General features: G+C 59.2%; 15 protein-coding genes and 2 pseudogenes. 6 read left to right on the top strand and 11 right to left on the bottom strand.

Going from position 1 to position 18,751, the window contains the following annotated elements; genetic code table 11:
• Window positions 1–803 precede the first annotated feature (803 nt).
• The 9 genes and pseudogenes from ABSB13_RS02005 to ABSB13_RS01965 form a co-directional block, all read right to left on the bottom strand.
• Complete coding sequence (locus ABSB13_RS02005) at window positions 804–1,388, bottom strand: c-type cytochrome (RefSeq protein ID WP_428105073.1); 585 nt, start codon at window positions 1,386–1,388, stop codon at window positions 804–806.
• Window positions 1,360–2,622, bottom strand: coding sequence for a sulfite dehydrogenase (gene soxC, locus ABSB13_RS02000; protein ID WP_428105071.1), 1,263 nt, complete (start codon window positions 2,620–2,622; stop codon window positions 1,360–1,362). The genes ABSB13_RS02005 and soxC overlap by 29 nt, the downstream gene beginning before the upstream one ends.
• Before the next feature lie 272 nt (window positions 2,623–2,894).
• Entirely contained in the window at window positions 2,895–3,551 is a 657-nt protein-coding gene (locus ABSB13_RS01995; RefSeq protein WP_428105069.1) for a class I SAM-dependent DNA methyltransferase, read from the bottom strand.
• A gap of 198 nt (window positions 3,552–3,749) precedes the next feature.
• Complete coding sequence (locus ABSB13_RS01990) at window positions 3,750–5,054, bottom strand: hypothetical protein (protein WP_428105067.1); 1,305 nt, start codon at window positions 5,052–5,054, stop codon at window positions 3,750–3,752.
• 62 nt (window positions 5,055–5,116) lie between these two features.
• Complete coding sequence (locus ABSB13_RS01985; RefSeq protein WP_428105065.1) at window positions 5,117–5,920, bottom strand: class I SAM-dependent methyltransferase; 804 nt, start codon at window positions 5,918–5,920, stop codon at window positions 5,117–5,119.
• Window positions 5,917–6,747, bottom strand: a pseudogene (locus ABSB13_RS01980) (arsenite methyltransferase). Before ABSB13_RS01980 ends, ABSB13_RS01985 begins: the two are co-directional and overlap by 4 nt.
• Complete coding sequence (locus ABSB13_RS01975; protein ID WP_428105063.1) at window positions 6,740–7,111, bottom strand: ArsR/SmtB family transcription factor; 372 nt, start codon at window positions 7,109–7,111, stop codon at window positions 6,740–6,742. Before ABSB13_RS01975 ends, ABSB13_RS01980 begins: the two are co-directional and overlap by 8 nt.
• A gap of 171 nt (window positions 7,112–7,282) precedes the next feature.
• Window positions 7,283–7,399, bottom strand: a pseudogene (locus ABSB13_RS01970) (arsenical-resistance protein); the annotation flags it as partial.
• 120 nt (window positions 7,400–7,519) lie between these two features.
• Entirely contained in the window at window positions 7,520–8,317 is a 798-nt protein-coding gene (locus ABSB13_RS01965) for an alpha/beta fold hydrolase (protein ID WP_428105062.1), read from the bottom strand.
• A 552-nt stretch (window positions 8,318–8,869) separates the two neighbouring features.
• Here ABSB13_RS01965 and ABSB13_RS01960 point away from each other — a divergent pair.
• The 3 genes from ABSB13_RS01960 (at window position 8,870) to ABSB13_RS01950 (ending at window position 11,990) form a co-directional block, all read left to right on the top strand.
• Window positions 8,870–10,255 (top strand): acyclic terpene utilization AtuA family protein, encoded by a 1,386-nt coding sequence (locus tag ABSB13_RS01960; RefSeq protein ID WP_428105060.1) that lies wholly within the window; start codon window positions 8,870–8,872, stop codon window positions 10,253–10,255.
• 2 nt (window positions 10,256–10,257) lie between these two features.
• Window positions 10,258–10,566 (top strand): DUF4387 domain-containing protein, encoded by a 309-nt coding sequence (locus ABSB13_RS01955; protein WP_428105058.1) that lies wholly within the window; start codon window positions 10,258–10,260, stop codon window positions 10,564–10,566.
• A gap of 671 nt (window positions 10,567–11,237) precedes the next feature.
• Window positions 11,238–11,990 (top strand): glutathione S-transferase family protein, encoded by a 753-nt coding sequence (locus ABSB13_RS01950; protein WP_428105056.1) that lies wholly within the window; start codon window positions 11,238–11,240, stop codon window positions 11,988–11,990.
• Window positions 11,991–12,235: 245 nt separating this feature from the next.
• Here ABSB13_RS01950 and ABSB13_RS01945 read toward each other — a convergent pair whose 3' ends face one another.
• On the bottom strand, window positions 12,236–13,213 hold the full coding sequence (locus tag ABSB13_RS01945) for an NAD(P)H-dependent flavin oxidoreductase (protein ID WP_428105055.1): 978 nt from the start codon (window positions 13,211–13,213) through the stop codon (window positions 12,236–12,238).
• Window positions 13,214–13,448: 235 nt separating this feature from the next.
• Between ABSB13_RS01945 and ABSB13_RS01940 the strand changes: the two genes are divergently transcribed.
• The 3 genes from ABSB13_RS01940 (at window position 13,449) to ABSB13_RS01930 (ending at window position 17,814) form a co-directional block, all read left to right on the top strand.
• Window positions 13,449–14,474 carry an NADP-dependent oxidoreductase gene (locus ABSB13_RS01940; protein WP_428105053.1) on the top strand — a complete coding sequence of 342 codons (1,026 nt, stop codon included), beginning with the start codon at window positions 13,449–13,451 and terminating at the stop codon, window positions 14,472–14,474.
• A gap of 560 nt (window positions 14,475–15,034) precedes the next feature.
• Window positions 15,035–15,730, top strand: coding sequence for an integrase core domain-containing protein (locus tag ABSB13_RS01935; RefSeq protein ID WP_428105051.1), 696 nt, complete (start codon window positions 15,035–15,037; stop codon window positions 15,728–15,730).
• Window positions 15,731–16,149: 419 nt separating this feature from the next.
• Window positions 16,150–17,814 carry a B12-binding domain-containing radical SAM protein gene (locus tag ABSB13_RS01930; protein ID WP_428105049.1) on the top strand — a complete coding sequence of 555 codons (1,665 nt, stop codon included), beginning with the start codon at window positions 16,150–16,152 and terminating at the stop codon, window positions 17,812–17,814.
• A gap of 277 nt (window positions 17,815–18,091) precedes the next feature.
• Here ABSB13_RS01930 and ABSB13_RS01925 read toward each other — a convergent pair whose 3' ends face one another.
• Complete coding sequence (locus tag ABSB13_RS01925) at window positions 18,092–18,739, bottom strand: hypothetical protein (protein ID WP_428105047.1); 648 nt, start codon at window positions 18,737–18,739, stop codon at window positions 18,092–18,094.
• Window positions 18,740–18,751 lie beyond the last annotated feature (12 nt).

Genomic DNA, 18,751 nt, shown 5'->3' with positions numbered 1-18,751 from the left:
TCCAAGCCATCGAAGCGAACGTCCGCTGCTCACTCATCACTCCACCTCCGCACCCATCCATCGATCAACTTCATTCTACCTATATCGATCTACCTATATCGATCGACTTGTGCAGAGGTTCCCTAGGAGCGTTTCTTCCTGCGCTCGGCCCAGCGCTTCTTCATCGCCAGTAACAGGCGCCTTTTGCCCTCCCGCGTGATCGCGCCACGCCGCCGCCCCGACGCCGCTTGCACGGGCACCGCGCCGATGGTTCCGGGGCGGGGAGGCGTGTTTTTCGGGGCGGGGTGGAAGAGACTTCGATCCTTGGTCCGCTCCGAATTCCGGGTCCGATGATGGCTCGGTTTTTCACTCAGGGGCGGAGGGAGTAGGAATCGAACTAGACACAGGGTTTGAGGTGCCACAGGATTCACCTTCCACTCGACAATCGGCTTTCGCCTGGGGCTGGGTCCATATAAGACGCAGGAATACGAAGGCTCCCTCAGCCATTATCAGGGCCACAGAGCAACTGAGATGACCACCCTTACTTGTTGGAACGTCGGGCCGGCTCTTGCGTCCAGACGACATGTCCCGCAGCGACGATGTCGATGTCAACTTGCTTCGCTACGGTGAAAAATAGAATGCTTGGGTCCTTCATGCCTGTGTGTGGCGAATTACTGATTTCCCCAGAATCAGCAATTCGCCACACATAGGTAATCCGCTTGTCGTTCAGATCGCAGCCCGTCTCATTTATGCGCATCAATTTGATAGCAATTCTCGCAGCCGTTCGAATTCCGGTTCAGAACGAATTTTTAGTAGCGACCGTCTCACGGAACATCCGGGCGTGGATCGGGTACGAAGGCGTCGCGATTCGGCATCCGCACCTTCGGTAACGAATGCGCGTCCACAACGTCGCGTTCGCCGATTAGTCCGTTCGCGTACAGTAGATACGCCGTGACCGCATAGATCTCATCATCGCTAAGCGTCCCCGGGTGATCGAACGGCATCGCACGATGGATGTAATCCCAGATCGTTGTCGAATAGGGCCAGTAGTTGCCGACCGTCGCATTTGTCAGCCCCACTTTGAAGGGGCGCGTGTCAACGAGTGGTGGTGTCGGACGGTTTCCGGTCTTACCGCCTTCCTTCCCGGTAGGCCCGTGGCACTTTGCGCACGTTTTGGTGTACACGCCCTTGCCTTCGACGGCGGTTCCTCGTCCTGCGGGAAGACCGTTACCGTCGGGTCGGACGGAGAATGCGGCATACCGAGCCAACTCCTCGGTCGTCGCAGGCCGGCCGATTTCCAGCCGACCCTGGTCACCGGCATGCGCCGAGAAGGCTGCGAGCAGGACGGCGCCGGCCAGAAGAGCAAGCCTGCGCACCAGCTTATGCATTGGGGTTCGTGACCTTGCCATCGCGGCTCACCCTCCAAGGCTGGATGCCATTGAAGTGGTAGATGGACCGGGTCCCTCGAACCTTTACGAGCTGCGCTCGCGTCGGCTGGACGTAGCCTGTCTCATCGATCGCGCGGCTCTCGATGACGACTTCCCTTCCGTCCCACTTCCACGGGAACCGAAATCGCGTGTGCGCCATCGGCAGGACTGGCTCATCGAGTGTTGCTGGAAGCCAAGCCCCGCCGCCATCCGTGCTCACCTCGACGCGTTTGATGCGCCCGCGCCCGGACCAGGCAAGGCCGCGGATTTCGCAGAACCCCGAACCTTGCAATGTCTGCCCGCCCGACGGAGACGTGATGATCGACCGCGCCTCGATGACGAAAGTGAATTGACGCACCTTACCGTCAGGCATGGGATCGGTGTAGGATCCGGTCTCTTCCTTATGCATGAACGGCGCGTCGGCCAACTCAAGACGGCGGAGCCATTTGACATTCGTGTTTCCTTCCCAACCGGGGAGCAGAAGCCGGGCCGGGAATCCCTGGGCGATCCGCAGCGGCTCGCCGTTCTGACCGTACGCGACCATCGCGTCGGACATGAGCTTGTCGATCGGAATGCTGCGTGTCATCACAGCCGCATCCGAGCCTTCGGCCAACGCCCATTTGGCCCCCGGCCTCACGCCGACCTCCCGCAGCAGAGTCGAAACTGCGACGCCCGTCCACAAGCTGCAGCTTGTCAGCCCGACGAGATTCTGAGCGGTATCCTCCGGACTGGAGGCACTGCGCCAGGCGAATGGACTGTTCCCAGAGCACTCCAGGAAGACAATCCGGCTAAGGGACGGGTATTTCCGTAAGTCGTTGAGGTTGAGGACGATCGGCCGTTCGACCATTCCATGGATCGTGAGAGTCCATCGATTTGGATCCACGACCGGCGCGCCAGCGTGATGGACCTCGTAATGAAGATCAGACGGAGTGATGATCCCGTCGATGTTACCCAGCGGCGTGTAGGACCAAAACGTCCAGCCGGCTTCGCGAGTCAGTCTAACAAACGGTGAACGGCGGCCCGCCGCATCGCCGGGTGGGAGACCTTGAACTTTCGTTGGATCAAAGGGCGCTTCCTGCCCTGCAGTCAACGAGGATCGGCGACATGCCGTGGCCGTCAAGCCGCCGACGCTAGCGAGCGCACCTGCAAGAATCTGTCGCCGCGTAATTCGCTCGGGCTGCTGGACCAAGTGTCCAGGCTCTTGGTATTTGCCCATGCCATCCTCCTTTCGGCGCCTCGACCGGCATTGCAAACCCGTTCAAGCGCATCGACCCGTAACCTGTGGCTACCGAATAACCCATCGCCTCTTTCGTCAGCACACACGGGTCCGCACGTCACGCCGAATGAAGTTTTCGGCAGGCACAGGTCCTACCCCGACAGATCAACGTCCTGGTCCGTAAGGTCTCCAAGCGATCTCTTTGGCCGCAGATCGAGAATATCTCAGCATTGCGGCGTAAAGTCAGTGATCCGGTTCAAATACCTGTCCGTTCAGCGGCGCGCCTCAACAATATGGCCCCACAGAGCGAGGTAGCGGAATCCGATCGGGAACTTCCGAAATCCGATGTTCGAGAAGCCCGCGCGACGGAAGCATTCCTCCAGCTCCGCCGCCTCGTAAAGGTTCGCCTCCCACCATCGGCCGATGAGTGGCCGCGTGAGCCAGTTGCGACGGGTGATGAAGACCACGAAACTCGCTTCGTGGTTCAGAAGTCCACGCAAGCCAGCCAGCGCGTCAACTAGCCGATCCTGTGGAAGGTGTTCCAGCATGGACGCGGAGACGATGAGGTCGTAGTGGTTCCAGGCTCCCGGCAGTCTATCCAGTCGGAGGACATCGGCCTGCACAACGTCGATGCCCTCGATCTCCCGCGTGTGAAGGGTCTGACGGAAGCGGTCGAGCATCGCCGGAGTGAGATCGAAGCCTTGCAGGGGTCCAGGATGGAAACCACGCTGGAGCAGAGCCTCTCGTAGCGCGAGGGTGACGATTCCGGTGCCACAGCCTGCATCAAGAACGCGGAGACCGGACCGTAGGAGCGGCGACGCCAGGAAGTAGGCCCGAAGTCCCTGCGGGTAGCCTACGAAGCGGACGAAGCGAACGTAGCTTTGGCTTCTATCCGTATAGAGCCGGGCCGGATCGGATGTCTGGTTCATGGCCGCCTGCGAGGAAGTGCGGAATCCATCTGCGCGGTGAACTCCTGCTTAGGTTATGCCGACAAAAGGTTTCACTGTCGTTGTCGTTAGGAACGAGCGCCTCCCGGGCTACTTGCAATCATCCTCCAGCGCCTGTGTGTGGCGAATTGGCCGGATCGGCTTTTTTGCGAATCACTGTACCGATTGGATCGCAAACTACTAGGCGCTGACCGCAGGTCCGCCAAGGATGATGACCGGGGCGAATCCCCCGCCTGGCGTGCGGAAGTTGGTGGTTTGCCCCTGGTACAGCCGCGCCGGCGCCAGGATCGTTGCGCCTGCATAAGTGTAGAGTCGCACATCCATCTTGCGGACCTGCGGATCGCCCTCGACTTTAACCCGCCGCTCGCTCGGGGCGGCGAAGGCCTGGGCGACGTAATCATTCTGCAAGATGTCCGCCCAGACGGTTCGTGTGAGCTTGTCTCCGCGGTAGACGGCCTTGCCGGCATGGCCCGCTGCCGGCTTGAAGAAGAGCGATTTGCGCTCGGTCCAGAGCGCCGCGGCGTTGTCGGGCGTGACAAGCCTGGCGCGCGGGAGGCGCGCGAGCGTGCCGCGCAGTCCTTGTTCGACGCCGAGCGCTTCGAGCCACGCAGGATCGGACAACAGGGCCAGATTGCGCTTGTCCGCCAGTAGCGCGTGGTTGCGCGGGTTAGGCGTCACGACCACCGCATCGGCCAGATAGGCCTCCCGTAGCGATCCGACCGCCGGGCTTTCGAACGCGAAGTCCACCAGCCGATTGTAAACGAGATCGATCGGTTGCTCGCCGAGCATGAGCCGGCCCCGCCAAAACCGCAGACTCTTCGGATCGGCGATCACCGCTTGCATGCCGCGCCGTTCGAAGAAGTCCCGTGCCAGCAGGAACTCCGGATAGAGGAACTGGCCTTCCGGCGCATCGTCGACGATGGCGACGGTGCGCGGACGACCGGCGCGGCGTTGGAGGCGCCATTCCGCCTCGAACATGTTCCAGACCGCGTCTTCGAATCCGGTCTGCGGTTGCGGCGCGAGCGCTTGCACCTCGGGGCAGCAAGCGACCCAGGCCTGCGCAAGGATCGCGTTCAGGAAGGCTCCACCAGCGTTGGTGTTTACCTCGATGAGTTTGGGTCCGTTCGGTGTCAGGTGAAAGTCGTAGCCCATGAACGCGCCACGCGGCCCAAAATCAGTCCTTGCGATTTCTGGCGCCCACGCCAGTGCTTCGGCCTGGAACGGCTTGAACTGGCCGAGCGCTTCGATGGCCTGCACGACCTCGCCCATAGCCATCAGATCCGCCTGCGAGAGGAAGACAGGCGCGTTGGAGAAGAGATGAGCGCGGTCTCGGGCCAATACCTCGCCGGGGATAATACCCGCCGTTGTTTGCTCCACAGCGCGCCAGACACGCGCCGGGTCAACATCGATACAAAAACAATCCTGATTAAGCCGGCCCTCCAGCGTGAGCCGTTCGCGCGTCGAGAATGCGGGGGCATTGGTCATGGGAAAATCTCGTTAATCTGAGTCTGTCTGCGCACGGCGCGGATCACTCGCGATCTCGCCGCCTAGATGCGCCGTGCGATAAACCGTGCCTGCGCGATCTTGCCGGCGCGCGCCAGCTGAGCGAGGAAACGGAACCCCGTGAGGAACGTTTCCAGCAGGTCGGTGCGGAACCCGAGAGGCCGCAGGGCATCGTACATGAGCTGCATCTCAATCATGTTGAGATATAAATCCGCATGGCTCGCGAACCGCCCGGTGTGTTCGGCGGCGCTCACCTTGCAGCCGTTTGCCGAGAGCAGCTTGGCGTAGCCCGCGATGTCCTCGATGTTGGCGAACGTCATCAAGCTGAGAAAGCCCTGCGCCTCGGAATCGGATAGTCCCGCAGGCCCTTCAACCCAGTCGGTGAACGCAATCACGCCCCCGGAACGAACGATGCGCGCCGCCTCCGCGATCAACTTTGGCTTGTCGGGGACGTAGCACCACGCATCCTCGCTCCATATGAAATCCGCGCTGGCCGACGGCAAGCCGCTCTGGCAGGCATCGGCGAGTACGAATCGGATTTTATCGTCCAAACCTTCTTCGTGGGTCAGCCGCCGCCCCTGCTCGACGATTGCTTCGGTTACATCGACGCCGACCATCGAGGCGACATTGCGAAAGCGCACCAGAAAGCGCATGTCCGCGCCGTTGCAGCAACACAGATCGACCCCCTTCGTCCCGGCGTCAATTCCCGCGCGATCCGCCAGATCGATCGACGCCTTCATTCCTCCCACGTGAATCTGCTGCCCGAACATAAGCCGAAAGAGTTCGGCCGGCGCACTGCTATAGACCGCGACGACATCCGCCACTTTGACACCGCCAATAGATTTCACGATTTCCTCCCGGCGACCGGCTTGCGCGCGCGGACGAAGGCGCTCATGAATTTGCCGTCCGCCACCTGCACGAATTTCTGAAGCTCTGGATTATCCGCAAGAAATGCCGGCGCATCAGCCGCCGTGTAGATCCGCGTCGGTTCAATTTCGATCTGCTCGAATCCCGCCTGAGCGAGCTTCGTTTGGTATTCCGATTCCTCCAGCGCACCCGCGATGCATCCGGCCCACAACTCGATGCGGCGGCGAATCTCGGCAGGCATCTCGCCGCGCACCACGATGTCCGAAACGGCGAAACGGCCGCCCGGTTTCAGCACCCGGAACGCTTCGCGCAGCGCGCGATCCTTGTCGGCCGAAAGATTGATCACACAGTTCGAGATGATCACGTCCACCGAATTATCGGGCAGCGGGATATGCTCGATCTCGCCTTTGAGGAATTCGACGTTCTGGACGCCCGCTTTGCGCTGGCTATCGCGCGCGACCGCGAGCATCTCGTCGGTCATGTCGAGCCCGTACACCTTGCCCGTTGGCCCCACTCTTCGCGCGGAAAGGAGCACGTCGATCCCGCCGCCGGAGCCAAGGTCGAGCACGGTTTCGCCGGGCTTCAGCTCGGCGAGTGCGGTTGGATTTCCGCATCCCGCCCACGCCGCAACCGCCTCGGCGGGAAGCGACGCAATCTCGCCCTCGCCTTAAAGATCAGACGGCCGGGGCACGATTGGGTTCGCCGCAGGCACCGCCGCGCCGCAGCATGAGCCGCCCTGGTTAGCGGCTCGCCGCGCCACTTCCGCGTACTCCTCCCTGACTTTTTCCCTTATCGATTCGTTACTCATCGTGGCCTCCACACCTGCCCGTTATTTTACGGCAGGGGCGATTAGCGGATTGCGTACGATCCGGCGATGCGCCCAGCCGCTTGGGGAGGCCGGCGCAACAGTCCTCGGTCATGAACTGGATCAACTTCGCGGCTTTCGGCCAATTGACTGCGTAGTAGATGAATCGCCCCGCGCGACGCGCCGTCAGCAGCCCACTTCGGGTCAACGCGTCGAGGTGATGAGACAGGGTCGAGCCCGGCATCTTGACCCGGCGCCTGATCTCATCGACGCAGGCTCCATCCGGGCCGGCGCGCACCAGCAGGCGGAAGATCTCCAGCCGGCCGGATTGTCCAAGCGCACTCAGTTGTGACACAAATTCTTTCACTACGATAATTCTAGTATCATCGAAATATAAACGACGCAAGCGCCTGCTCCGTGATCCCACGGATGCTCATATGAGCATCCAACCTACCGGCGGGCGTTATGCACTCTTCACGCTGCGACTACCTTCCGCCTCGATTGCGGCCTGCGATGTAGGAAAATATCTGCGTCGCGCTCAGCGCGAAACATCGACCAGTCCGATCATGACAGGTACTTCGATGAGGAGTCCGATCACGGCCGCAAACGCCGCACCGCTGTCGATTCCAGACGTCGCAACCGCAACCGCGATCGCCTGTGTGTGGCGAATTGTTGATTCTGGGGAAATCAGTAATTCGCCACACACAGGCTGGAGGCGCGGTTCAATCATAAATTAAGATTCGTTCTCGCATCGTCATCACGATCTGCCCTCGCGTCAGGGATGCGATCGCACAAATTCGATCACCAGCGGATTGAACAGCTCCGGAAACTCGGTGAAAAACAGATGTCCGCCCGGCAGCTCCTTGAGAATTGCTCCGGGAATTTTCTCCGCCAGCATTTTCGCATTTACCGGCGGCACCAGCAGGTCATCGCGCCCCGCCATCACCATGGTGGGAGTCTTGATGGCGCCGAGTCGCGCTCCGGTGTCGTGTCCGGTGATCGCCTGCATTTGGCGCATGAATGCGAATGGCGGAATCGGATAGAGCGCGCGCATTTCTTCGTCCCGGGCGAGGAACTCGGGTCTGCCTTCGATCGATGCGTCCGAGAACGACGCGCGGAGTTGCAGCCGCCGCTGTTCGGGAGTCGGGTTAGCCCCGGCCATCACCGCCGAGATAATTTCGGGCTCGGCCTGCACCACAGTGGGTCCGCCGAAATTCGTACAGCCGAGGATCAGCGCGCTCAGCCGCTCCGGATAGTTCAGCGCGAACTCCTGCGTGATCATTCCGCCCATCGAGATTCCCAGCAGCGCCGCACGATCAATCGCGAGCGCGTCCATCAGCCCGACCGTGTCCGCCGCCATCTGCCGCATCGAGTACGGCGCGTCAGGCTTGTCGGTGCGTCCCGCTCCGCGATTGTCGAAAACCACGGTGCGAAAATGACGCGCGAGCACCGGGGTCTGCTCGTACCACGCGCACAGATTCGAGCCGAGGCCGCGGACCATCACCAGCGTCTGCGGCCCGCTGCCGTGCACTTCATAATAGATCTCAATATCGCGTACCCACTGCTTTGGCATAGTCAGCAAACTAGCGCCGCCGTTGCTCGCTGCCAATGCCGCCGCGCGATCAGATTGGCGCGAGTTCGACCTGTGTGTGGCGAATTGCTGATTTCCCCAAGAATCAGCAATTCGCCACACACAGGCACGCGACGGTGGTACATCTGGTCGCGGTCGGGCGTTGACATCGGGTCGAACCGGCCAGACCGGACCAGTACCGGCCGTTGGCGGTTGCAAGCTCCTTGTCTCACTGACTATGGTGTTTCAGAATCTGGATTTCCGCTCGTGCGGAGTCGCCACGCTTACCACTGAGCAGCGGGATGAATTCGAGCGTCTAGGGATCGTGCAGCTTCCCGGCCCCATCGCTCGTGCCGATGCGGAAGTCGTGTGATCGCGTATGGCAGGCGCTGGGGAAGCGATACGGCTTACGACGCAAATCGCCGGCGACGAGGAACAAGCAATACCTGCTTGGAACGCATCATCTGCCAAAGTCCGAGACCTTCCCTGAAATCGGCAGCTCGGCGATATCTGGCCGACGTCGGCATAGCGGCATAGCCCCCGCGAAGCTATGACATGAACCCCACGAAGCAGACAGTGAATGTTCTTGTTCCCGTTGGGCAGCTTGGGGGTGGCATTCGTGCCGAGGAGGTGGCCAACGGGATCGCGTGGGGTGCACATGCGATCGCCGTCGACGCGGGATCGACCGACAGCGGCGCCGCTTATCTTGCCATGGGAATGTCCAAGAACAGTTGCGCGGCAGTAAAACGCGATCTGCAAATTCTGATGGAAGCGCAGGCCCGCGCGCGAATACCGCTGACGATCGGATCGTGCGGACAAGCAGGCGGCGATGCGGGCGTGAACTGGACACGGGATATCGTCGTCGAACTTGCCGAGGAGCTGAAGCTGCACCCGCGTATCGCCCTGCTCTATTCGGAACAGGACAAGCGCGTGCTGAAGGAAAAGAACGCCCAGGGCAAGATTCAGGCGTTACTTCCGCCGAATCCGATGACCGACGCGCTGATCGATTCGTGCGATCACATCGTCGGTGCAATGGGAGCCGAACCGTATATGGCGGCGCTCGACGCCGGCGCCGATATCGTGCTTGGCGGACGAACTACGGACACCGCGGTGATCGCGGCGCTTCCTCTGATGCGCGGTAGCGGCGCCGGCGCCGCATGGCATGCGGCAAAAATCGCGGAATGCGGTGCGCTATGCACGACCGACCCTGCTCGAGGCTCCGGCGTTTTCCTTCGAATCGGCGAGGACAGTTTCGTGGTGGAACCGCTTTCGACGGGGATCCGCTGCGATACCTACAGCGTGTCGGCGCACATGCTCTATGAGAACAGCGATCCGTTCCGGCTGATCGAGCCCGGAGGCATCCTGGACGTGACTGCGGCACGATACCATCGGCTTGACGAACGTTCGGTCCGTGTCGTCGGTTCGCGGTGGGAGACGCGACCGTACACGATGAAGCTCGAAGGCGCGGCGGGCGGGCCTTTTCAGACGATCATGTTGATTGGGATCCAGGACCCTTCCGTTCTCGCCAACCTGGACCGGTTTCACGATCGCATGCTGGCCGCGCTTCATGGCCGCGTGTCGCGCTCGATCGGTGAAGGCGTGGATTATGACATTTCGCTGAGGCTCTATGGATGGAACGCGGTATCGGGTCTGCCGGTGCCATCGGACGCCACCCCGCCTCGCGAAGTTGGTGTGCTGTTTGTCGCGACGGCGCCCTCCCAGGAAATGGCCACCAGGATCGCGAAGACCTGCAATCCTTATTTCTTTCATTTCCCGCTCGAGGCCGGAACTGAACTTCCGAGCTACGGGTTTCCGTTTTCGCCGGCCGAAATCGAACGCGGACGCGTCTACGAGTTCAAGCTCAACCACGTTGTCGCCGTGAATGATCCACTCGAATTGGTCCGAATTGAGTGGGTCAAGCGATTCGACGCGAAGGCCTAGCGATGCCGAACCTGCGCGACGCGTGCCGTTATATCCGGTCAAAGAACGCCGGACCCTTTTGGGTGACGATCGACCTCTTTTTCAAGGACCACGAGAGCTTTCGGAAGTACCATGCGAGCGAAGCGATCTCGCCACCTCGCATCGCGGAGGCATACGGCGTCGATCCGGCGCTGGTAAAATACTTCGCGGTCGATAACCTGAACGTGGTGAAAATTTCCTTTCCGCGCAAAACTCCACAGGGCGGGGTTGTAGAGCGCGATATGCATCAGGGGCAGCAATACGTCCGGCTCTTATCGATTGAACTGACGTGACGGAATCACAGTTCGCGCGCGGGAGAGATCGCGCGTGAATGATGTTGCTCATCTTAGTCCCCGCTCTTGCGGGGAGAGCTTTGCTAATCAGCAGGAAACCATAATGTGAAGGAACCTTGATCGGCTGCAGGCCGAACGAGGAAATACGCCGAATCGGGGCGGGCTTGCTGCGCATTATTTTCTGGGCATGAGACCCTTGGCTCTTATTTCAATTCAGCCAAGGCGTGTTTATGCCTGTCCCTGCCACAAATTCCCATCTGAACCGGAATTTGAGTCGGCTGCGAGAATCGCTATCGAATTGATGCGCTTAAACGAGACGGGCTGCTATCTGAACCACAAGCGGCTCACCAACCACACCGGGTCGATTTCTCAACTCCTGGTCGTACTAGCTTTTGCGGGGCAGGTCATACATCAAACGACCCTACTTCTCACCTGATGGGCATCGGGGGGCAGGCCAGTTGGTAGCCACAACAGGTGCAATTGTAGGGCCGGCAGAACTTAGCGCTGTGATGGACAAACGTGCAAGTGCGTTCTTCAACCAGTGAGATGCTCGCTAGACAGCAGGCTACCCTTCCTGCGATGATGAAGAAGTAAGCGGCACCTAAAGCGCGAGGCTATATCTGATTCGCCTCCCCTCCGGAAATAAGCAAGTTGAATAATAAGGAGGAACCATGTCGCATCCAGTACAGATCATTGGCGGCTATCTGTCACCCTATGTTCGCAAGGTGTTGGTGGTTCTCGACCTGAAAGGTATTTCCTATAAGATCGACCCGATTATACCTTTCTCCGGCAATGATAGCTTCTCCCGTATAAGTCCACTGCGCCGGATTCCAGTTTTCATCGATGACCAAACCACGCTTGCCGACTCTTCTGTTATCTGCCAGTACCTGGAAGACCGTTATCCGGAGCCTGAGCTATACCCGACTAACATCGTTGAGCGAGCTCGCGCCCGCTGGCTCGAAGAATATGCCGACTCGCGGATGGGCGAGGTCTTCATATGGCGGTTATTCAACCAGGTCGCAATCAAACCGAACGTATGGGGTGAACCGACCGACAAGGCAGCGGTCGAAAAGACTCTCCGCGAAGATATGCCCCAAATCCTCGATTATCTTGAGGAACAAGTTCCGACTGAGGGTTTCATTTTTGGCAAGCTTTCCATCGCGGACATCAGTATCGCGTGCTTCTTTCGGAACGCAGAATTTACACGATTTCGAGTCGATGCTGTGCGATGGCCTCTAACGGCCGCGTTTGTTGAACGCGCACTAAGACACGAGAGCTTTGGGAAGCTCAAACCAATCGAGGATCGATTGTTACGCACACCGTTAAAGCAGCATCGAGCGGTGCTCGCCGAATTGGGAGCGCCACTGACGCAGGAGACCTACGGATCAGCAACACTACGTCGCGGTATCATGCGCATCGATTGATATGCGCGACACGATGATACTTGTGGCTTCTCAAAACTGAATCGGCACGGATTCATTGGTGGTTTCGAACGCATAGCCAGCCTCCTTTATGGCGACGCCGACAAGCGCAGCGCTGCCGCTCGTGCGCAGCGAACCCCGAACCTGAACTGCGCTGCTGTTGGAGGCAATCGCCCTGCGCCATCAAATCGCCATGCTCATCTGCCGACCGCTGTCAACGCCGAAAATTAGATCTGTGTGACAGGGCCTCAAGCCTCCAAAAATCCCTCCAGCCTCTGGCGAATGATCGTCTTAGCCTCGGCCATAATGCGGTCGATCAGTTCTTGGCATGACGGTATGTCGTGAATCAGGCCGGCAACCATGCCGCAGGACCAGGCGCCCGCATCCATATCACCTTCGGTCATGATGCGGGGATAAACGCCGCCAACCTCCGTGATGATATCTTCGAATTTCAGGTTGGCACCCAACGACCGTTCTTTCTCAAGAATGTGATCGACCGCCTTATTTGCCAGTACCCGCTCCGTATTTCGCAACGGGCGCATGATCAGGCGGGTATCGAGTTCCGAAGCCGCGAGGATGGCCTTTTTGACGTTTTCGTGAACCGGGGCCTCCTTGGTGGCAATGAAGCGGGTGCCCATGTTCATTCCATCAGCGCCCAATGCCAGAGAGGCCACCAAGGATCGGGCATCTGCCATACCGCCAGAAGCAACCAAGGGGATCTTCAATTCCTCTGCGACGCGCGGCACCAGGATCATATTTGGGATGTCGTCTTCGCCGGGGTGCCCGCCGCATTCAAAGCCATCGACGCTCACCGCATCGCACCCAATCGCCTGCGCCTTCAGCGAGTGGCGAACAGAAGTGCATTTGTGGATGACCTTGACGCCGGCTTCCTTGAGCGCGGGTAGCCACTTCTGCGGATTATTGCCTGCGGTCTCAACGATTCTCACGCCGCCATCGATGATGGCCTTCACATAACCCGGATAATCCGGGTTACTAATGACGGGCAGGAATGTCAGGTTCACGCCGAATGGCTTGTCGGTCATCTTGCGACAGCGGGCAATTTCGCGTGCCAAATCGGCAGGCGTTCGCTGGGTCAGGCCTGTGATGATTCCAAGCCCGCCCGCATTCGAGACGGCTGCCGCCAGTTCTGCAAGCCCAACAAAATGCATGCCCCCTTGGATGATCGGATGCTTGATACCGAAGAGTTCTGTAATGCGCGTCTTCATTGTCCCTTTGTCCTTCTGAGCGAGGTAGTAAGATTGGTCCGGGAATTCCGTTTTGAAATCCAGCCTCAGCGTCGCACAGGCGCCAGCCACTTCACAAACGCGATTTTCCTGCCCGGCGAAGCGTGAAACCCACGGCGGGTTTCACCGCAGTCACGTTCCTTGTCTGAGCCGTACTTATCGGATAAATCCGGAGGACTGCGAACCGTGAAAATACTATCGGATTAAAGGAATTCAGATGGCAGAACTGAAGAATCGGCAATGGCTGCTGGTGGCGCGGCCACACGGGATGATCAAGGAAAACGATTTCCGCTGGAATGAAACCGTCGTCCCCGCGCTGGAAGACGGCCAGGTCCTCGTCCGCAACCTCGCCTTCTCATTCGATCCCACGCAGCGCGGCTGGATGTCGATGGACACCTACATTCCGGCGCTTCCGCTCGGCCAGACGATGAAGGCAGGCACCGTAGGACAGGTCCTGGATTCCAAACGTCCCGGATTTGCCAAGGGCGACCTCGTGCAGGGACTCTTCGGATGGGAGGACTACACGGTCACCAGCGGCGAAGGCTTGATGGGATTGCGCAAGCTGCCGCGCGGCGCCGACCCGATCCTGGCGCTCTCGCTGCTCGGAACCACGGGCCTGACGGCCTACTTCGGCACGCTCGCGGTCGGTGCGGCAAAAGCCGGAGAAACGTTCGTAGTCTCGGGCGCCGCGGGCGCAACCGGTTCGCTGGCCGGGATGATAGCCAAAATCGAGGGATGCCGCGTAGTTGGTATAGCGGGCGGACCCGAAAAGTGCGACTGGCTATTGAAGGAGGCGGGCTTCGACGCCGCGATTGACTATAAGAATGAGAAGGTAAGTGCGGCTCTGACTAAGTATTGCCCAAAGGGCATCGACGTGTACTTCGACAACGTAGGCGGCGAGATCCTCGATCGCGCGCTCGCGCGGATTGCCAACGGCGCGCGGGTCGTGCTGTGCGGAGCGATTTCGCAGTACAACGACTTCGGCACCAAACCGCCCACCGGGCCGCGCAATTACCTCAATCTGATCACGCGAGGCGCGCGGATGGAGGGCTTCCTGGTGTCCCAATTCGCCAAGCGCTTTCCCGAAGCGATAACCGAAATGTCGAAATGGCACGCAGAAAGAAAACTGAAAAACCAAATCGACCTGCAACGAGGCTTGGAGAACGCACCCAAAACAATAATCCGCCTGTTCACAGGAGCAAACTTCGGCAAGCAGTTGCTGCAGCTCGGCGATCCGCAATAGCTGTCAACCCTTGCGCCTTGAGTCAAAACCTAAAGCCGGACGTATTGATGCTGCAACCCGCCTAGGAGTGGAAGCACCGCAACGCGATGCCCGTGGCCGGTGGCTATCCCTGCCAACTGAAAACAGGGGAAGCGTCTAAAAGTCCGACCTTCTTGACCGGCTGTGGCTACCAAAAACTCCGAACGCGCCGGAAAGTCTGGAGTTTTTGGATTCACCGATGCAATATCGCCGGCATGCTTAAGCTGGTCCGATCGATCGTTTCTCGGCGTGTATGCCGATGCCGCAGTCGGGCGTTTGTGGAACTAGAGAACCTCGCCCTCCGTCATCAACTGCACGTTCTTCGCTGCCAGCGGCCGGGTCGGCTGCGTCTATTTGCTTTCGACCGCTTGCCCTGGGTCGGGCTCTACCGACTGTGGCCGCGCTGTCTGGAAATGATGGTGTTGGTCAAGCCAGCAACAGTGATCCAATGGCACCGTCAGGGATTTCGCCTGTTTTGGCGTTGGCGTTCGAGACCCGGGCGGCCGTCAGTAGAGTGCGAGATTCGTGATCTGATTCGGCAGATGAGCAGCGCCAATCCGCTCTGGGGTGCGCCTCGGATCCATGGTGAGCTGCTCAAGCTCGGCGTCGAGGTCAGCCAAGCGACCGTCGCGAAGTACATGGTGCGAAGGCGGGGAACGCCTTCTCAGAACTGGCGGACTTTCCTGCGCAATCAGGCCCAAGGTATCGCTGCGATCGATATGTTCGTTGTGGCGTCCGCATCGTTTCGGCTGCTTTATGTGATGATCATTCTGGCCCACGATCGCAGGAATATCGTGCACACCGCTGTCACCAAGCATCCGACCGCAGCGTGGCTCTCGCGCCAAGTGACCGAAGCCTTCCCATGGGATGCCGCTCCGCGGTATCTGCTGCGCGACCGTGACGCATCGTATGGCTCGGACTTCCGCGGCCGGGTCGAAGCGATGGGCATCACGGAAGTCATCACGGCGCCGCGCTCACCCTGGCAGAACGCGTACGTCGAGCGGGTGATCGGTTCGATCCGGCGCGAATGTCTCGATCACATTGTGATCTTCAATGAGCGCCATCTGCGTCGAGTCCTCTCCTCGTACGTCGACTATTACCAACGCACCCGCACGCATCTTTCGCTCGACAAGGATTGTCCGGACCCCCGCCCAATCCATCCGCCCAGAATCGGAAGAGCCGTCGCCATCCCGCAGGTCGGTGGCCTGCATCATTGCTACGAACGCGTCGCCGCCTGATTCGTCCCGGATTCCTGCTCACCAATGGTTGCGCGGCGGCCGGTACGCCGTCGCCTGAAGACTCGGTATCGGAGTGTTTTTCGATCTTGATGAGGGGTCGGCCGCTTGTGGTTCAGATCGCATCCCGTCTCACTTAAGCGCATCAATTCGATAACAATTCTCGCAGCCGCTCGAATTCCTGTCCAGATGGAATTTTTGGTAAGGACAGGGTTGTCCGCCACACTGCAATGGTCCGATCGATTTGATGGAGCTGCTTTTGGCGCGTTTGAACCGCTGTCCTGGTTCGCATCTATCAACCCAGCTTCCTCCGAGCTTGACACACCAGAGGGTGGCTGCCGTATGCTCTTGCGCAAAGACAGAGTCGAGTTCGCAAATCCGGTACGCATCTTGTGATACCGGATCCTAACAAGGATAACTCTATGGACCGAGATCTCGAAGACGTGAGGGTTTTCCCGCCACTCGGACCTGCGATCAAGGTTCTAATGGTCTGGCCGCGCTTTCCCGCCTCCTTTTGGAGCCTTGGAGAGGTGACGGAAATCGTCCCGGAGCGCTCTCTCATTCCTCCGCTCGGGCTCATCACAGTGGCGGCGCTTTGTCCCAAACAATGGGAAATCCGTCTAGTTGACCTCGCATTTGAAGAGTTGCGCGATGAGGACCTCCTCTGGGCCGACCTTGTGATGGTCAGTGCGATGGCGGTCCAGCGCGAAGAGGTGCGTCAAATACTCGAACGCGCTTCCAAGCTGGGTCGACGAACCATGATCGGAGGCCCTTATGCCAGCAGCGAACCCGAGGTATTGCTGTCACTAGCCGACCATGTGGTCGTGGGTGAGCCGGACGAAATCTTCCAGGAGATTGCCACGGACCTCGAAGCCGGCCGAGCCCGCAGGCTGTACCGTGTAACGGAGAAGCCTGATGTCAGTCGCACCCCGGTGCCGCGTTTCGATCTGTTGGCACTAAAGAAATACAGTTCCATGTCGGTGCAATTTTCGCGAGGCTGCCCGTTCACCTGTGAGTTTTGCGACATCATCACGCTGTACGGACGCCGTCCGCGGACGAAGTCCCCGGAGCAATTGATTGCGGAACTCGACGCGCTGCTGCAGCTCGGCTGGCGCAAAGAAGTATTCGTCGTCGACGACAATTTTATCGGAAATCACAAGGCGGCTTTGCAGCTCGCTATCGAGTTGGAACGGTGGCAGCGCCGCAACCGCTATCCGTTCGCGTTCTTCACCGAAGCTTCGCTGGATCTTGCTTCGCGCTCGGAACTATTGGACGCGATGGTCAGAGCAAATTTCTGCCGTGTGTTCATCGGGATCGAAACACCGTCGGTGGAGTCGCTAAAGGAAACGAAAAAATTTCAGAATCTCCGTCGCGACCCATTGGATTGCATACGCCTTATTCAACAGCGCGGGCTTTGGGTGATGGGCGGCTTCATCGTCGGTTTTGATCACGACCCACCGGATATTTTTGACCGGCAGATTGAGTTTATAGAGCGGGCCGCTATCCCTTGGGCGATGGCCGGGGTCCTACAGGCACCGCCTACCACTCCGTTATATGAACGCATGAAAAATGAGGGACGACTCGTTCAAGCCAGCCCCGAACCCACCAACTTTAGCCCCCCGAACTTCCGCACCGTGCTACCCCTATCCGAACTGCTCGGCGGCACCAAGCGGATGATGCTTACGTTGTACGAGCCGCGTCGCTTCTACCAACGTGTGTTCGATTCCCTGGAACGCTGGCAGGTTCAACCGGAACAGCAATCTACCGCGCATTCCGTGCTGTACCTGTTGAGGGTGATGTTCAAATCGGTTTGGAGGCAGGGTGTGCTGTCCGGCTATCGCCGAGCTTACTGGCAATTTTTGGGACGGCTCATGAAGCGCTGGGGATTGAACCCGCGCAAGCGGCGGCTTGGATTCGAACTTGCACTTTCCGGGCACCACTTCATCCGCTATGCGCGGCAAGTCGCCGAGATTCTGGAAGCTGAAAACTGTCAGGCAATTCAGTTCAAGAGTTCCGGATTTGTGCCCCAAACCGATGGACAAGCACCGAATCTGGTGCGGATCGACACCGTGCCGGAACAATCGTAGCCAGTACCGGTATCCACATGTAAGGCGTCCGCGTCGAAGTGCTTCCCCATATTTCCGTTGCGGCGATAGGTCTTGGGGAAATTCATTCGCCTCGCGATCTGATCTATATGCTGAACACGATTCGGCACGCAGTCGGAAGATAGCTGTCCGCCGTCCTGTTAGTTCCCAAGCCACGAAGCTCTCAGATCCAGCGTCCTTAAGCTGAACGCCTTCATCGGTGGCAGAACCCCGGGGTTTGCCCCCCCTTCGAGTCGGCGCCGGGCTGGTGTCTCGTGCGCTAGCCTCGTTCTTTTTTCAGATTACTTTCGTTGCTTCTTGCCGATACGTCGCTTCGAACGCATGATCGATCAACTTCAGCGCTTGGTCGGTTGCTGGCCCGTCCCACGCAAATTCTTCCTGCCCTGCCAACCGTCCGCCCATCCGCATCGTAGCTGTAGGTCAGGTTGCCCAACGGCCCGGTCCCATTACTGTATGTGATCGCCGCGATGCGCGAGTCGCTGTCGTAACCAAATGTCTCAACAACACCATTGGGCAGTGTCATGCTCGACAGCCGGCCCGCGCTGTCGTACGCATACGAGAGTGTCGCGCTCCCCTGCACCGCGCACAGCGGATTGCCGGCGGCGTCCCACGAATAGTTGACAGGAGTCTCACCCACCACCGTACGGGTTTGGAGCCGATGGTCGGCGTCATAGCTGTAAGTGACTTCCCCCTGCGGCGTCTGTTCGTCAATCAAGTTGTCGAAGTTATCGTAAGTCCGCGTAATCGTCCCGGCTATCGAATCAACTACCTGGGTCAGCCTGTCACTATTGTCATACTGGTAGCTGATCGTGCTTTCGTAGCCGCTTCCGTTATAGCCGAACCCCGCAAACTTCTTCCCTTTTAGGCCGGATTTAATTTCTAGTAAGTACAGGTCGTCCGGTGACAATCACGAAGTAAA

This window comes from Binatus sp. (SeqCode) (genome assembly GCF_050013435.1).
Lineage (GTDB): Bacteria > Desulfobacterota > Binatia > Binatales > Binataceae > Binatus.
The sequence above is the reverse complement of the archived record's forward strand: the minus strand, read 5'-3'. Positions and strand labels throughout refer to the sequence as shown.

Excerpts from the sequence above, each read along its gene's own strand:
- ABSB13_RS02005 (WP_428105073.1), bottom strand. The coding sequence starts at position 1,388 with ATGGCAAGGTCACGAACCCCAATGCATAAGCTGGTGCGCAGGCTTGCT.
- soxC (WP_428105071.1), bottom strand. The coding sequence starts at position 2,622 with ATGGGCAAATACCAAGAGCCTGGACACTTGGTCCAGCAGCCCGAGCGA.
- ABSB13_RS01995 (WP_428105069.1), bottom strand. The coding sequence starts at position 3,551 with ATGAACCAGACATCCGATCCGGCCCGGCTCTATACGGATAGAAGCCAA.
- ABSB13_RS01990 (WP_428105067.1), bottom strand. The coding sequence starts at position 5,054 with ATGACCAATGCCCCCGCATTCTCGACGCGCGAACGGCTCACGCTGGAG.
- ABSB13_RS01965 (WP_428105062.1), bottom strand. The coding sequence starts at position 8,317 with ATGCCAAAGCAGTGGGTACGCGATATTGAGATCTATTATGAAGTGCAC.
- ABSB13_RS01960 (WP_428105060.1), top strand. The coding sequence starts at position 8,870 with ATGAACCCCACGAAGCAGACAGTGAATGTTCTTGTTCCCGTTGGGCAG.
- ABSB13_RS01955 (WP_428105058.1), top strand. The coding sequence starts at position 10,258 with ATGCCGAACCTGCGCGACGCGTGCCGTTATATCCGGTCAAAGAACGCC.
- ABSB13_RS01950 (WP_428105056.1), top strand. The coding sequence starts at position 11,238 with ATGTCGCATCCAGTACAGATCATTGGCGGCTATCTGTCACCCTATGTT.
- ABSB13_RS01945 (WP_428105055.1), bottom strand. The coding sequence starts at position 13,213 with ATGAAGACGCGCATTACAGAACTCTTCGGTATCAAGCATCCGATCATC.
- ABSB13_RS01940 (WP_428105053.1), top strand. The coding sequence starts at position 13,449 with ATGGCAGAACTGAAGAATCGGCAATGGCTGCTGGTGGCGCGGCCACAC.
- ABSB13_RS01935 (WP_428105051.1), top strand. The coding sequence starts at position 15,035 with ATGAGCAGCGCCAATCCGCTCTGGGGTGCGCCTCGGATCCATGGTGAG.
- ABSB13_RS01930 (WP_428105049.1), top strand. The coding sequence starts at position 16,150 with ATGGACCGAGATCTCGAAGACGTGAGGGTTTTCCCGCCACTCGGACCT.